This window comes from Salinispira sp. (assembly GCF_059431795.1).
On the sequence record NZ_JBXWXS010000003.1, the window covers coordinates 131,701 to 145,714 of the forward strand.

13 protein-coding genes are annotated in these 14,014 nt (G+C 49.9%); 8 read left to right on the top strand and 5 right to left on the bottom strand.

The features are described from left to right. Window positions 1-75 precede the first annotated feature (75 nt). Entirely contained in the window at window positions 76-1,734 is a 1,659-nt protein-coding gene (locus tag AC52PS_RS01740) for an NAD+ synthase (protein WP_495561302.1), read from the bottom strand. A 73-nt stretch (window positions 1,735-1,807) separates the two neighbouring features. Between AC52PS_RS01740 and AC52PS_RS01745 the strand changes: the two genes are divergently transcribed. Next, the gene (locus AC52PS_RS01745; protein ID WP_495561303.1) at window positions 1,808-2,455 is read left to right on the top strand and encodes a hypothetical protein; all 648 of its coding nucleotides are present in this window, start codon (window positions 1,808-1,810) and stop codon (window positions 2,453-2,455) included. Between the two features lie 35 nt (window positions 2,456-2,490). After that, on the top strand, window positions 2,491-3,726 hold the full coding sequence (locus AC52PS_RS01750) for a dicarboxylate/amino acid:cation symporter (protein WP_495561304.1): 1,236 nt from the start codon (window positions 2,491-2,493) through the stop codon (window positions 3,724-3,726). Between the two features lie 99 nt (window positions 3,727-3,825). On the opposite strand, the gene AC52PS_RS01755 is transcribed toward AC52PS_RS01750, so the two are convergent. The 3 genes from AC52PS_RS01755 to AC52PS_RS01765 all read right to left on the bottom strand — a co-directional run bounded on the left by AC52PS_RS01755 (window position 3,826) and on the right by AC52PS_RS01765 (window position 6,897). After that, window positions 3,826-4,524: a hypothetical protein gene (locus AC52PS_RS01755; RefSeq protein ID WP_495561305.1), complete on the bottom strand. Its 699-nt coding sequence runs from the start codon at window positions 4,522-4,524 to the stop codon at window positions 3,826-3,828. 107 nt (window positions 4,525-4,631) lie between these two features. Continuing rightward, entirely contained in the window at window positions 4,632-6,086 is a 1,455-nt protein-coding gene (proS, locus tag AC52PS_RS01760; protein ID WP_495561306.1) for a proline--tRNA ligase, read from the bottom strand. 94 nt (window positions 6,087-6,180) lie between these two features. Then, window positions 6,181-6,897, bottom strand: a complete 717-nt coding sequence (locus tag AC52PS_RS01765; protein ID WP_495561307.1) for a DUF2259 domain-containing protein — start codon at window positions 6,895-6,897, stop codon at window positions 6,181-6,183. An 82-nt stretch (window positions 6,898-6,979) separates the two neighbouring features. On the opposite strand from AC52PS_RS01765, the gene AC52PS_RS01770 reads away from it, so the two are divergent. Next, on the top strand, window positions 6,980-7,846 hold the full coding sequence (locus tag AC52PS_RS01770; protein ID WP_495561308.1) for a hypothetical protein: 867 nt from the start codon (window positions 6,980-6,982) through the stop codon (window positions 7,844-7,846). A gap of 44 nt (window positions 7,847-7,890) precedes the next feature. Here AC52PS_RS01770 and AC52PS_RS01775 read toward each other — a convergent pair whose 3' ends face one another. Further along, complete coding sequence (locus tag AC52PS_RS01775) at window positions 7,891-8,526, bottom strand: diacylglycerol/polyprenol kinase family protein (protein ID WP_495561309.1); 636 nt, start codon at window positions 8,524-8,526, stop codon at window positions 7,891-7,893. A gap of 257 nt (window positions 8,527-8,783) precedes the next feature. Between AC52PS_RS01775 and AC52PS_RS01780 the strand changes: the two genes are divergently transcribed. The 5 genes from AC52PS_RS01780 to AC52PS_RS01800 all read left to right on the top strand — a co-directional run bounded on the left by AC52PS_RS01780 (window position 8,784) and on the right by AC52PS_RS01800 (window position 14,004). Continuing rightward, window positions 8,784-10,070 carry a glycoside hydrolase family 3 protein gene (locus tag AC52PS_RS01780; protein ID WP_495561310.1) on the top strand — a complete coding sequence of 429 codons (1,287 nt, stop codon included), beginning with the start codon at window positions 8,784-8,786 and terminating at the stop codon, window positions 10,068-10,070. Window positions 10,071-10,099: 29 nt separating this feature from the next. Next, complete coding sequence (locus tag AC52PS_RS01785) at window positions 10,100-10,939, top strand: SDR family NAD(P)-dependent oxidoreductase (RefSeq protein WP_495561311.1); 840 nt, start codon at window positions 10,100-10,102, stop codon at window positions 10,937-10,939. 194 nt (window positions 10,940-11,133) lie between these two features. Then, window positions 11,134-12,285: a Re/Si-specific NAD(P)(+) transhydrogenase subunit alpha gene (locus tag AC52PS_RS01790; RefSeq protein ID WP_495561312.1), complete on the top strand. Its 1,152-nt coding sequence runs from the start codon at window positions 11,134-11,136 to the stop codon at window positions 12,283-12,285. Window positions 12,286-12,294: 9 nt separating this feature from the next. Beyond that, entirely contained in the window at window positions 12,295-12,570 is a 276-nt protein-coding gene (locus AC52PS_RS01795) for an NAD(P) transhydrogenase subunit alpha part 2 (RefSeq protein ID WP_495561313.1), read from the top strand. Between the two features lie 9 nt (window positions 12,571-12,579). Further along, on the top strand, window positions 12,580-14,004 hold the full coding sequence (locus AC52PS_RS01800) for an NAD(P)(+) transhydrogenase (Re/Si-specific) subunit beta (RefSeq protein ID WP_495561314.1): 1,425 nt from the start codon (window positions 12,580-12,582) through the stop codon (window positions 14,002-14,004). Window positions 14,005-14,014 lie beyond the last annotated feature (10 nt).

A 14,014-nucleotide genomic window follows, 5' to 3' on the forward strand; every position in this document is an offset into this window, starting at 1 on the left:
ACCTCGGTTTCGGGCAGTATCGGCCCAGCATATATTAGCCGGTGTGAACTGATTCCGCAAGATATTTGCACTGTATCAAATATCTCTGCTGAGTTTCTGCTCATACATATTCCTGGCGATGGGAATTCTTCTGCCGGTACCGAATGCCTTGGGAGATACCTTCAATACCGGAGGTGCCTGCCGTCTCTTGTATTCCGAGCGGGCAACCAGACCGATGACCTTCTGTACCAGATCCTGTTCAAACCCCTTTGCTATCAGTTCCCGGGTGGTGTACCCCTTGTGAAGGTACAGCTTGAGAATTTCATCCAGTATTTCATAATCCGGGAGACTGTCCTGGTCTTTTTGATCGGGTCGGAGTTCTGCCGAAGGGGGTTTATTGAGTATTTCTTCGGGAATGATCTCACCGTTTCTGTTGATATACCGGCAGAGGGCGTACACCTCAGTCTTGAACAAATCGCCGATCACCGCCAGGGAACCGGCCATATCGCCGTACAGCGTACAGTATCCCACACCCAATTCCGATTTGTTCCCCGTGGTGAGCACCAGACTGGCGTACTTGTTGGAATAGGCCATTAATAGAGTACCCCGTATGCGCGCTTGAATGTTCTCCTCCGCAAGGCCGGGTTGAGTACCTTCGTAGTGGGGGGCCAGAGCATGTTCAAAAGAAGTGTACAGGGGCTCAATGGCGATGGTCCGGGGGGTAATTCCCAGGTTGCGGCACAGTTTCTCCGAATCGCTGATGCTTCCCGTTGAGGAATATTGGCTCGGCAGCATAAATGCTTCGACTCTGTCCTTTCCGAGAGCGTGCACTGCCAATGTAAGTACCAGTGCGGAATCTATTCCACCGGAAAGTCCCAAATGAACCCGCTGAAAGCCGGTTTTCCGCAGATAGTCAGCAATTCCCAGGTGAAGCGCCTGCTCAATTTCGCCGAATGGCTCGGCAGGACTGTCCAGGTTCCTTCCGTTTTCCACAATATCTTCAATAATCAGCTGTTCGCGGAAACCTTCTCCCATGGCATGGACGTTCCCATGGGAATCGGAAATTAATGACCGGCCGTCGAAAATTAGGTTATCGTTTGCACCGCACATATTCGCGTACACCACCGGGACCCGGCTTGAGCTGCCGATTTTGTGTATCAGTTTTTTCCGGGTCTCCAGCTTACCCCCATGGAAGGGACTGGCGGATGGTACAAGTATCAGTTCGGCACCTTCGTCCAGCAGTTCCTGTACCGGATCCACCGCGTAGCGCAGGTTACCCGCATCCTCATCTTCCCACCACATATCTTCACAGATGGCAATACCGATTTTCCTGTGTCCGAATTTCCAGACGGTTCTGGAGCGGGAGGGTTCGAAATACCGGGCCTCATCAAAAACGTCATAGGTGGGAAGGAGTGTTTTCGCCTGCCGGTGAACGATTCTGCCGCCGAGAATTACCGCGGCAGTATTCTGCAGTGCTTTGCCCTTCAAACCGGGGTTTTTTTCCACGTAGCCGACGACTACGGCAATTTCAGGTGGAAGTTCGTGCTGAAGGCGTCTGAGGGCTTTCAGGTTTTCCTGCAGAAAGGCAGGATGATCCAGCAGATCCATGGGCGGATATCCGCATACCGACAGTTCGGGAAAGACGATAATTTCCGCCCCCCCGTCCGCCGCTTCCCGGCTGTAACTGAGAATTCGCTGCACATTTCCGGAAAAGTCACCGATTACCGAATTGATCTGTCCCACTGCGATTTTCATCGAACCTCCCGATCCGCCCTTTTTGAGCTTGCCACTTGACCATGGATATACCTGAATATAGACTCAAGTTAGCATGGAAGACACCCTTCTGATAACAGGAAATCAAAGCCCTCTGAACACCAGTCTGGCTAAACGCTGGCTTAAACAGGGCGATAGAATCATTGCAACAGTTGAAAAAGAGGATGAGACGGTGCTGTATCCCGATGAGGATCCCGAACGTCTGATCATTACGCCCCACGACCGCCGCTCCCCCTTTTTCTCCCGGGCGCTTTTTCTGGATCTACGGAATAAAAAGATTGAGCTTGATCATGTTTTTATTCTTTTTTCCATAATGGGGAATTCGGATCAGCTTCAAATGATGACCAGCAGACAGATTGAGACCGGCATAGATGAGGAAATCAAGGGATTTGTATTTTTACTGAAGGAAAGCCTTGGCCATTTCCAGCACCGAAACGGGGGATCCATTAATATTGTGATTCACAACACCGGACCGAGCGTTCCCGCACCCTTCGATGCATTGTTACTTGGGGGCATTGAATCTATGAGCAATGCCTTCTTCACCTATTACGGACGGGAAAAATTCCAAATCCGGGGCTTTACCGACAATGATCATGATACAGACAGCTATGCGGAGTTCATCTGCGAGACCGTGCTCCAGGAGCGTCCCGGCGGAAAGTGGTACAATAAAAATAAAACCGGGTTTTTCGGATTCGGACGCTGATTGACCTGCCCCGGCCTTTCTATTAAGCTCGATTCATGAAACTCTGGATGAAATACCTGATCGCCGCAGCAGCGGGAATTCTCTTGGGAATTCTGCTTCCTCTCAACGGCGGCGATACCGAAGTATATTTACAGAATCTGTACACCTATGTATTGCACATCGGGCGTTATCTTATTTTTCCCCTTGTGTTTTTCGGGCTGACAATCGGTACCTATGAGTTGTGGCTGGAAAACCGGTTTTTCAATGTATATGGACGGAGTCTGGCGTATATTGTCACCGCAGCTCTCGGATCGGGAATTATCGGCGCAGTGTTTGTGGCGGTGTTCTCACCTGACAGGGTGCCTATAATTATTGAAGAAGCCCAGGTGACTCCTCTCCCGGGTCTTGCCGAACAATTTTCCAGGGTTTTTCCAAAAAATCTCTTTACCGTATTTACCGGCAGCGGAGACTTTCTGCTCCCTCTCATTATCTTTGCAGTCATTCTTGGAATTGGGCTACTGCGTAACCGCTCTGTTTCCGCGCCGGTAATAGATGTGTTCGAAAGTTTGAGCCGGGTGTTCTATAACCTGAACAGAGTTATTCTGGAAATTCTGAGCATCGGACTGTTTTTCATGGCGGCGTACCGCACATCCCAGTTCCGGGGCATGGCTGATCTTGAGCTGTTCACCCAGCTGCTCTTTGTGGTGATTGCTGCTGTGATCTTTGTGCTGTTCATTCTCATTCCTGTGCTTCTCTATTTTCTGGGAAGCCGGGAACGGAATCCTTTTCTCTGGTTGTTCTCCGCATTTCCAGCGGGGATTTCAGCCCTTATTTCCGGTGATATCTATTTTACTCTCAGTTCAGCCCATGGAATTGTGGGGGAAAACATGGGTATCCAGCAAAAGGCAGGCTCGGCCATGCTGCCTCTTGGGGCAGTCTTCAGCAGAAGCGGCACCACCCTTGTGACCGCCATCAGCTTTGTGTTGATACTCAGGTCATATTCCAGTCTGGACATTACCTTCGTTCAGTATATCTGGATTATCGGTTCCAGTATTCTTATCAGCTTTATGCTGGGAACGGTGCCGGGAAGCGGAATGGTCGTGAGTTTATCGCTGATATCTGCATGGTACGGACAGGGTCTTGAGGAGGGATTTCTCATTCTCCTTCCCATTGCACCAATCCTTACCGCTCTCTCGGTTCTTGTTGATGTTATCGTTATACTTTTAATTAACCAATTGGTTGCAGACCGTGAAAGCATGGTGCGCAATGTTACGGTGAAGGATTATCTGTAGCGGAACGCTTTCCACACTCTTTGGGGCGTTCATTTCCTCTCATCGTCGTGTCAGAGGACCTGTTCGATTGCAGGCATGAATTCGGAGCCTTCATTTGCGCTATAGGAGAAGGTTCATCCGTATCATAGTGCCTACACTGAGGGTGTCCCAAAATGGCAGGTCCGTTCCATCCCAAAGATGCCAGATGGGCAGGATCACTTTCGAACCCACGCTGAATCCGAACCAATCGTTTACCTGGAAATCAAGGGCCGGTTCCAGTTGGAAATTCAGCCATCTACCGCTGCCCAGTGTGTAATTGGAAATTTCCGCCATGCTTTGTGTGCCATCCAGGGGAATTACCGGTATTCTGAATAGCAGCCCAGGACCGGCAGCAAGGGAAAATGAAGTCATGCCGCTGATATCAACCTGCATATACCAGGGAAGATTGAGGTTCAGGACAAGGAGAACGGCCACAGGACCGGTAAAGCTTCCTGTTGTCTTTTGGGTTGGAAAGGCTCTTCCGTACTCTTCAAGATAGACCATCTCGTCCGAATACACATCCAGTGCCGGGGCGAAACCCAGAAAATCGCTGAATGAAAAGTTTACTCCGGCTCCTGCATAGGTGATAATCTGGCTGGCGGCAATGCCGTTTGCTTCCCCGACGTCAATGCCGTTTGCTTCCCCGTCGGTAACATCGGTCTCCTGCGACTGTCCCTGCCAGAGGAGACCTCCCCTGAACAGTTGGATATCTATATCCACGGCCCAGGCGGGAATAATGAGAATAACCATCAACACAACACATATCAGCCGGATCTTCATGCTAGACAGTATATCATGGGCTGCAGTGAAAAGCAGAGAAGGCGCGGAAAATATCTGCGCCATTGATATTACATACTGAGCTGCAAACCCCGAAGCCGGGGCTTCTGTCAGTATGCCCGGGCGAATACCGCCATATGTTTAGCCGGTTCACCGGTAAAAATACAGGTTTTCCCCCGTGCTTCTTCTTCATTGCCGAAGGGCAGCACTCTGATGGTTGCCTTGGTTTCCCCTTTAATTCGGTCTTCTACCGCAGGATCTCCGTTCCAGGCAGCGGTCACAAAGCCTTTGCCTCCATCACCGCTGAAAATGTCTTTGAATTCCTCATAGCTCTCTGCACTCCGGCTGTTTGAATCCCGGAATTCTTTAGCCTTCTCAAAAAGACCTTGTTGGATTTCTTCCAGCAATTGGGGAATCTTCGCAGGAGCTTCGGCGGCATCCATGAGGATCTTCTCCTTGGTATCCCGCCGGACAACCATCACTTTGTTGTTCTCCATATCCCGGGGTCCAATTTCCACCCGGATGGGTACACCCAGCATCTCATATTCGGCGAATTTCCAGCCGGGAGAGTTTTGTTCGTCGGTATCCAGAATTACTGACTTCGGCAGTCCGCCCACCTGTTCCTTAATTTCACCGAAGATCTTTTCAGCATAGGACATTACCTGTTCTTTGGTTTTGTTACGGAAGATGGGAACCACCGCAACTTTGGTGGGGGCAAGGCGGGGGGGCAGCACCAGGCCGCTGTCATCCGAGTGGGCCATAATCAGTGCGCCGATTAGACGGGTGGAGACACCCCAGGAGCTGGCCCATACATGCTCGAGCTTTCCTTCTTTATTTTGAAAGCTGACATCGAACGCCTTGGCAAAATTCTGACCGAGAAAGTGGCTGGTGCCGGCCTGGAGGGCTTTTCCGTCCTGCATCAGGGCTTCGATTGCATATGTATCGATGGCGCCGGCGAATTTCTCATTTTCGCTTTTCACCCCCGTGAGTACGGGTAGCGCCATGTAATCTTCAGCGAAGGTTTTATATACATTGAGCATGGTTTTGGTTTCTTCCTCCGCCTCCTCGGCGGTGGCATGGGCGGTATGCCCCTCCTGCCAGAGAAATTCCGAGGTTCTCAGGAAAAGGCGGGTCCGCTTTTCCCAACGCATCACATTTGCCCATTGGTTGATCAGCAACGGAAGGTCACGATAGGACTGAATCCACTTTTTATACATGCTCCAGATAATTGTTTCAGATGTGGGACGGATAACCAGAGGCTCATCGAGTTCCTGACCGCCGCCGTGGGTAACAACCGCAAGCTCAGGAGCGAATCCTTCAACGTGTTCCGCTTCCCGGCGCATGAATTCTTCGGGAATCAGGAGGGGAAAGTAGGCGTTTTCGTGGCCGGTTTCTTTGAACATTGTATCCAGAGCTGACTGAACCTTTTCCCAAATGGCATATCCCCGGGGACGGATCACCATGCTTCCACGCACCGGGCTGTAATCCGCAAGTTTCGCCTGGGTAACAATATCAATGTACCAATCGGAATAGTTCTCGCTTCGGGGAGTAATTTTTTCTGCCATGTGTATCTTCCTGTGTTAATCCAGCGTATATGAGGATCTTTCAAAATTTCTGTTTTGAAAGGTCCTTCATAGGATATGTGATTTGATGCTGATATTAGTTGGAAAGGCGCGCAGTTTCAACCATGTAGCGGAGATAACGGCCATCTTCGGCATCCAGGATTTTTTCGACCACGATAATAACGGAATCTTCATCGGGAGATATCAATACCTGCTTCAGATTATAATTATTCAGGTTTTTCCGGTAATAGTTGGGTAAACCGATAGTTCTGGCATTTCGGGTCCCGTCGGTGGACACACTGTTCAGATTGATGTGGAAAGCTGCTTCAGGATTCTCTGCATCACCCCGGACATTCTGTACAAGTTCAATGGTGTAGGAATTTCCGGTGTTGAAATCCCGGAACGAGATTTGGCGCTTGGGCTCATTTCCGTTGATATAGAGATACACCAATCTCCCGGAACGAAGATGATCAATCTCATAGTTCACAGCGATTTCATGCTGCATTCCAACCAGGTTGAATAGGGCTCCGATCCCATCTTGTCCGGGCTGTGCGGCATTATCTGAAATAAACTGAGCAGTGCCGCCGGGGACAAATTCATTTGCTTCAACATCTACAATATAGCTTTCTGCATAGGGTTTTGAACTGTCGTCATGAATACCGTATTGTCCGAACATGAACGTCGAACCATCCGGGGAGAACCCCAGGTTCATGAAGGATGCAATATCACCGGCAAACAGATGTGCAGGGCCTGCAGCCATTATGAGTGCAAGGAGAAAAATGCGAAATGAGCATCGAAGTGAATTCTTTTCCATGGATGATCCTCCATATAGTTTATCGAACATCGGGGAAAAATCTATAGCTTTTTCTCCGGCGGTGCATGCTATACTTTCAGGTATGACGGTACGGACGCGAAACGGAGTTTACTGGCTGCTGTTTATTTTGATTATTGCATCTACTACGGCTGCGGCCATTCTAACCATATACACTTTTCTTCCGGGTATGCTGCCGGATTTATCTCTGAATTTGCCGGGAATTCCGTTTATCAGTACTCCACAAAGTTCCCTTTCTGATTTGCTGCAGGAAGGAGGGAATCTGACGGGCAGAGCAAATCTTCTCAGAGTCACGCTGGTTTCCGCAGGCAGCCTGATCATTTCCCTGGCTGCTGCCGGAGTGTTTCTACGGTTTTTCAGAAGAATCAGCGCATCCCACCTAATGTTCTTTTTTCTGTTTCTGGTGAGTCTGAGCGGAGAGTCTCTCAAAGCCCTATCTCTCTATCTGTATATTCTTGGAGCGGATCTGGACGTACTGGTGATTCTTACCCGGGTATGTTTAAGCATGTATCTTGGGGGACTTTTCTCGGTTTTTCTTATCAGCCTTTATTTTGTAGGAATTAAATTCCAGCATCAGGGTACTGCATTAATTATTATTGTTGCCGTCTCCATGTTTATTTCTCTGTATCTGCCTGTGGACACATCACAATTTTCCCGGAATTTTCTCTACACCCTTGCCTACAGCGGACGTCTGCAGTGGATGGCCGGCGGGGTGATTCTGATAACTATTCTTGGTTACGCTCTACATTTTTGGGAGCGGTTCAGCACAGATGAATTTTTAAGGGTGATGTCCGCATCGATGTTTATGATCGGACACAGTTTGATATTTTTTTCACAAAGTATCGCCGGTAGTGCAGTGGGTGCGGTGTTGCTGGGTGTAGGGATTGTGATGTACTTCTTGCGGCTTTTTTATGACTTTTTCTGGTACTGATACAGCGATGCAGGGTTCTCCCAAGAATTCTGCAGCACGCTGATTTACAACAGCAGTAACGCGGCGAACAGACCGGTTCCTGCAGGAAGCACCAGATTATCAAAGTCCCGTGTAGGAAGTGCCTCCAGGAGTGTAGCAAACAATGCAATGCTCAGTGCAAGAAAACTATTCTGGAGAACGATAAAGCTGCTGAAAAATACTGCGGTGAAACAGGTGAACGAACCCTCCAAGGATTTTCCGCCTGTGTAGGGAATCTTGGTGGTTCCGAATATCTTTCCGAAGAGACTGGAGAGGCCGTCACCAAAAGCCAGAGCATAGATTGCAACAGAAGCAGCGGGTTCGGGATAAAAGGTGAGGGCAAGCAGAGCACCAAAACCGAGGGTAACCGGAGCGAGAACAAAGTGTCCCTGATCTCTGCGGCGTGAAGACAGTCGTGTGAGTTTGGTAATGAGAAAAACATGTGTACCCTTGAGACGGAGTGCTTCGGCAAAACTGTAAATGAGAATTCCTGCAAGAAGCAGTACCACTGCGGTTGTGCGCCCAAAGGACTGAGCCAGCAACGGCACAAATGCAATAAGCATATGGATGGTTTTACGGATTATCTCTGTTCTAATCTCTTTGGAGATTGACTTGATCCGTCCATTTTGTGTAACGATTAATGGTAAACTATGATCGCTCATATCAGTATATCCCTTTTAGATGCTGCTGGAAATATATAAGCAATAAGCGTGCCATCTTATGGATTAAAAAACGGGTCAACAAAACATTGTATTAGAACAAGTTATAAAGCCTGCCGTTTTCCGTTTCAGAAAAGCAGGGCCATGTGTGTGAATTTGTATACAGTTGAATTCTTCTAATGCTGCTAGTGGGTCCGGGATTGCAAGTATTTGCATATAATTAAAGGCTATGCTGAAACAAGCTTGGACCAGGAGATTTCTTGAAGCCCCGACGACCCCGGAAAAAACATCATCATATTTCTCTCTACATAATAGCACTCCTTATTATGCTGATCAATATTATGCTGATCAGCGTTTCATGCGGGAGCCATAGTATGGACAGCTCTTCACAAGAGTCGGATAGGGCCGGATATGAGGGATCTGTGTATCCCCGGTACCCGGATCCCGCCTGGGAAATTATATCGAAGATGAGTATTGATGAAAAAATCGGCCAGCTTCTTCTTGTGCAGCTGCGATACGATATCCGGGGCGTGGGCGTGCTCCAATTGGGCGATGCTGAAAAAACGCTGCTAAAAGATCTGGCACCCGGTGGAGTTATCCTCTTCAGAGAAAACATGGATAATACGGAGCAGCTGATCAATCTGAACCGGGGAATTATCCGCAATAGCAAATACGCGCCGTTTATTGCCGCCGATGAAGAGGGGGGGCTGGTGCGTCGTCTGCCGCGCAGCGGGAAAATCCCGGTAACCCCGGTGCCCAGCGCCGAACGGATAGCCAGGGGGGGACCGGAGAATTTGTATCGGATATACGCTGTCCTGGCCCGGGAGCTGGCGGTTCTGGGATTTAATATGAATTTCGCACCTGTGGCTGATATTCTAAGCAATCCGGATAATGAGCTGGTTGCAACAAGGGCATTCGGGCGAACCGCCGAAGAAGTAGTTCCCTTCATCCGCAGCGGAGTGAAAGCGCTCCAGGAACAAGGGGTGGTTTCGGTTCTCAAGCACTTTCCCGGGCATGGCGAGAGTTCCGGAGACAGCCATTTCGAAATTATCCGTCTCCCCTTCGATCTTCAGCGTTTGCGGGAAGTGGAGCTCAAGCCGTTTCAGGCGGGAATACGTGCCGGTGCACTGGGTATTATGACCGCCCATCTCTATTTTCCGGAAATTGAGCCGAATGATATTCCAGCATCGTTATCTCCGGTGTTCAACCGGGATATTCTCAGGGATGAGCTGGGATTTCAGGGGCTCATAATTACGGATGCTCTGGAGATGCGGGGGCTGAGCGCAGTTGACAGCCCCGAGGATGCCGGGGTTCTGGCAATTGCAGCAGGGTCGGACATGCTTCTGATCCCGCCGTCTCCCTATAAACAGCGGGAGGCAATCCGGACGGCCCTGATTCGCAGAGAAATTCTTCCGGAACGCCTGGATGAAGCGGTGCACAAAATAATTTCTGTGAAAATTACTCAAGGAATATGGTATAATCAAAACATGCCGGATCGGCATGAGGCCCTAAAAGTGCTGGGCGGAGGCGGAGATTCGGCGGATTAGCACAGCTACGAATACTTCCGGGAGGCTTCATGGGTTTCAACTTTCAGGGCAGCAGAGTGATTATTACCGGAGGGGCCGGAGGAATCGGCCGGGAAACGTCTTTGCTTCTTCTGGGGCTTGGTGCCAGACTATCGGTTTGGGATTTCAATCGGGAAGCTCTTGATGCCTTTCAACAGGAGTGCGCCAATCTGGGATACAGTATCCATTGCGAAAATTGCGATGTAACTGATTACCCGGAGGTTGACCGCGCCCTGGCACGCTCCGCACAGGCTCTCTCGGGGCTGGATGTGCTCATTAACAATGCCGGATATGTAGCTCACGGGTTTTTCCAGGAGCGGGAATTTCAGTATTGGTCCCGAACTCTTTCAATCAATCTTGAAGCATTAATGTATCTCAGCTATCAGGCACTGGAAATTTTGGAAAAATCCGCAGATGCAAGAATTGTAAACATCTCTTCCGCGGCGGGAGTTATCGGAACTGCTGGATTGGCCGCCTATTCGGGAGCAAAATGGGGTGTTTGGGGATTCTCTGAAGCCCTCCGTCAGGAAATCCGTGCCCGTGGTAACTCCCGGCTGGGGGTCACCACCATTCATCCCTCGTATTTAGCCAAAGGAATGTTTGAGGGTGCACGGCTTAAGGGGCTGGGTGCCCTGATCGTTCCGCCGGTGAAAAGTCATGCGGATGTGGCGAAAGCCATCGTGCGGAGCATTCGGAAGCGAAAGAACCGGGTAATGCTGCCCCGATCGGTGACGTCTGCGCTGTTCTTCCGTGCCGTTCTTCCCGATTCCTGGTTTCAGGGGTTCACAAGGCTCTTGAATATTCACAGCAGCATGTCTGGCTGGAAAGGGCAGGGGCGGTCAATTGACTGAACCCCCTGCCTTCAATTACCCGCAAGTTTAGGGTACTGGTACCGGAAGTTTAGGGTTTTGGAAATCAAAATACACGGAAGCAACTTTCCAAATGGTGTTTTGAAATTACCGCAGGTAAACAATCAAAGATTCCGGCAATACTCCGGACGCCCCGACCGACGGGGTGAAACACTATATATTACATAGGGGTTTGTATGGTAATAGGCATTCCAAAGGAATTGTATCCCGGTGAAAACCGGGTGGCTTGTGTACCGTCACAGGTACAGAAGCTTGGCAAAGCCGGACATCGGGTTCTCATTGAAAAAGGTGCCGGCTTTCTTTCGGGCTACACCGATGAGAGCTATGCCGAAAAGGGGGCGGAAATTGTAGCAAGAGATGATGTTTTCTCCAGCTCTGATGTCCTTTTTACCGTCCGCAGTGCTGCAGCCGCCGGGGAGCAGGGAGCAAAGGATGCCGCTCTGATGAAAGATGGACAGATAGTTATCGGTTCTATGGATCCGTATCAGTCTCATCGGGGTTTTGAGATCTACCGGGATAAAAATATCAGCAGCTTCGCTCTCGAACTGATTCCAAGAATCACCAGAGCACAGAGCATGGATGTTCTCTCCTCAATGGCAAATCTGGCGGGATATAAGGCAGTGCTTCTGGCAGCCGGAGAGCTTTCGAAGATGTTCCCCATGATGATGACCGCCGCCGGAACTATTGTACCCGCCAAAGTGTTTATTGTGGGTGTTGGGGTGGCCGGCCTTCAGGCAATTGCAACCGCAAAACGTCTTGGAGCTCTGGTTTCTGCATACGATATCAGGCCTGCGGTGAAGGAGCAGGTTGAAAGCCTTGGCGCTAAATTTGTCGAAATGGAACTTGAAACTCAAAGTGCCGAAGGGAGCGGCGGATACGCCCGGGAAATGAATGAGGAATTCTACCGCAAACAGCGGAAGATGATGACTGAAGTAATCGGTGACAGCGATGTGGTAATAACCACCGCTGCTATTCCCGGGAAAAAATCCCCCGTGCTTGTAACCACAGAAATGGTGGAGGCAATGAACCCGGGTTCTGTAATTGTTGATATGGCTGTTGAGCGGGGGGGCAACTGTGAGTTGTCAAAAGCCGGTGAAACGGTGAATCATCACGGCGTGAACATTCTCGGCCCGGTAAACATACCATCTAGTCTGGCGTATCACGCCAGTCAGTTGTATGGAAAAAATATTGAAACCTTCTTTTTGAACTTCTTCGACAAGGAGGGAAATTTCTCCATAGATATGGAGGATGAAATTATCAGCTCAACCATTGTTACTCATAAGGGTGAGCTGCCTGTGGAAGAACGAAAACAACTTCTGGGATTATAAGGGGGACAGATGGAACTTGTACAACTGCTGACCGTATTTGTGCTTGCGGTTTTTCTCGGCTTTGAACTGATAACGAAAGTACCGCCCATTCTTCATACACCGTTGATGTCCGGATCAAATGCCATCTCCGGTATTACCGTTATCGGGGCTCTTATCGCCACCGGCGGGGAAAACACTCAACTGGGAATAATTTTGGGAATGATAGCCCTGATTTTCGCCACAATTAACGTGGTGGGCGGATACCTGGTTACCCATAGAATGCTGGGTAAATTCAAAAAGAAATAGGCGGTATGCATGAATATTGATATGAACGTTCTAATAGCCGGTATGTACCTGATTGCCGCTGTTTTTTTCACCCTGGGACTAAAAGGCCTCTCTCATCCCCGGTCCGCCGTAGGAGGCAACCTTCTCAGTGCACTGGGAATGCTGATTGCCATTATTGCCACCCTGTTGAATGCTGAAATTCTCAGCTTTCAGCTGATAATAATCGGCATGGCTGTGGGTGCGGTGATCGGCACCATTATTGCACTGACAATTCAAATGACTGCCATGCCACAGATGGTGGGGTTGTTTAACGGCTTCGGAGGCGGAGCATCGGTGCTTGTTGCAACCGCAGCGCTATTTGAGGCGGTTACCGGGGGAGGCCCGGCAGTCAGCGGAGCTTCAACGGGGGATCTGCAGTTTCTCATTGCCACCGTATTATCCGCGTTGATCGGTACGGTAACTTTTTGGGGATCGCTTGTGGCTTTCGGCAAACTTTCCGGAATAGTTACCGAGAAGGCGGTGCGCTACCCCGGAGATCAGTTTATAAAGGCCGTTGCCGGCGCGGGCATTGTGGTTCTTGCTGTCCTGCTGGTGTTGAACCCCGGAAATCTTCTCTATCTTTGGCTGCTCATTGGGCTTGCCTCCCTTCTTGGGCTTCTTCTCACGATTCCTATCGGAGGGGCCGACATGCCCATCGTTATCGCATTGCTGAACTCATACTCTGGTATTGCCGCTGCGGCTACCGGGTTCGTCATCAGTAACAGCATTCTAATTATTGCAGGATCGCTGGTGGGTGCCTCAGGGATCATTCTTACCCAAATTATGTGCAAGGCGATGAACCGGAGCCTGTTGAATGTCCTGTTTGGGGGACTTGGAGCGGCAGATCAGAACGACACTGAAAGCGCAGACGAAATGTACGCAGGCAAGGTGAAATCCACATCTCCCGATGAGGTGGCCATGATCCTGAAAATGGCCCGGCGGGTGGTGTTTGTGCCTGGGTATGGCATGGCAGTGGCCAGGGCACAAACTGCAGTCCGTCAGCTTACAGAGATTATGGAGCAGGAGAGCATAGAAGTGGAATTCGGGATTCATCCAGTTGCTGGGCGTATGCCCGGTCACATGAATGTTCTCCTTGCCGAGGAAAATATTTCCTACGATAAACTGAAGGAAATGGATGTGATTAATCCCGGGTTCAGCAACACCGATGTAACCATTGTGCTGGGTGCCAATGATGTGGTGAACCCACTGGCCAGAGAGGCCAGCGGCAGCCCAATCAGCGGCATGCCCATTCTGGATGTGGATAAAAGCCGGACTGTGGTGGTGATTAAGCGGAGTCTCAGCCCCGGTTTTGCAGGTATTCCCAACCCACTTTTTGCGGGTGATAATACGCTCATGCTATTCGGGGATGGAAAAGATATGGTTGAGCAGCTGGTTGCCGCATTTAAGGACGCTTGACCTGTTGTAA

Excerpts from the sequence above, each read along its gene's own strand:
- AC52PS_RS01740 (WP_495561302.1), bottom strand. The coding sequence starts at position 1,734 with ATGAAAATCGCAGTGGGACAGATCAATTCGGTAATCGGTGACTTTTCC.
- AC52PS_RS01745 (WP_495561303.1), top strand. The coding sequence starts at position 1,808 with ATGGAAGACACCCTTCTGATAACAGGAAATCAAAGCCCTCTGAACACC.
- AC52PS_RS01750 (WP_495561304.1), top strand. The coding sequence starts at position 2,491 with ATGAAACTCTGGATGAAATACCTGATCGCCGCAGCAGCGGGAATTCTC.
- AC52PS_RS01755 (WP_495561305.1), bottom strand. The coding sequence starts at position 4,524 with ATGAAGATCCGGCTGATATGTGTTGTGTTGATGGTTATTCTCATTATT.
- proS (WP_495561306.1), bottom strand. The coding sequence starts at position 6,086 with ATGGCAGAAAAAATTACTCCCCGAAGCGAGAACTATTCCGATTGGTAC.
- AC52PS_RS01765 (WP_495561307.1), bottom strand. The coding sequence starts at position 6,897 with ATGGAAAAGAATTCACTTCGATGCTCATTTCGCATTTTTCTCCTTGCA.
- AC52PS_RS01770 (WP_495561308.1), top strand. The coding sequence starts at position 6,980 with ATGACGGTACGGACGCGAAACGGAGTTTACTGGCTGCTGTTTATTTTG.
- AC52PS_RS01775 (WP_495561309.1), bottom strand. The coding sequence starts at position 8,526 with ATGAGCGATCATAGTTTACCATTAATCGTTACACAAAATGGACGGATC.
- AC52PS_RS01785 (WP_495561311.1), top strand. The coding sequence starts at position 10,100 with ATGGGTTTCAACTTTCAGGGCAGCAGAGTGATTATTACCGGAGGGGCC.
- AC52PS_RS01790 (WP_495561312.1), top strand. The coding sequence starts at position 11,134 with ATGGTAATAGGCATTCCAAAGGAATTGTATCCCGGTGAAAACCGGGTG.
- AC52PS_RS01795 (WP_495561313.1), top strand. The coding sequence starts at position 12,295 with ATGGAACTTGTACAACTGCTGACCGTATTTGTGCTTGCGGTTTTTCTC.
- AC52PS_RS01800 (WP_495561314.1), top strand. The coding sequence starts at position 12,580 with ATGAATATTGATATGAACGTTCTAATAGCCGGTATGTACCTGATTGCC.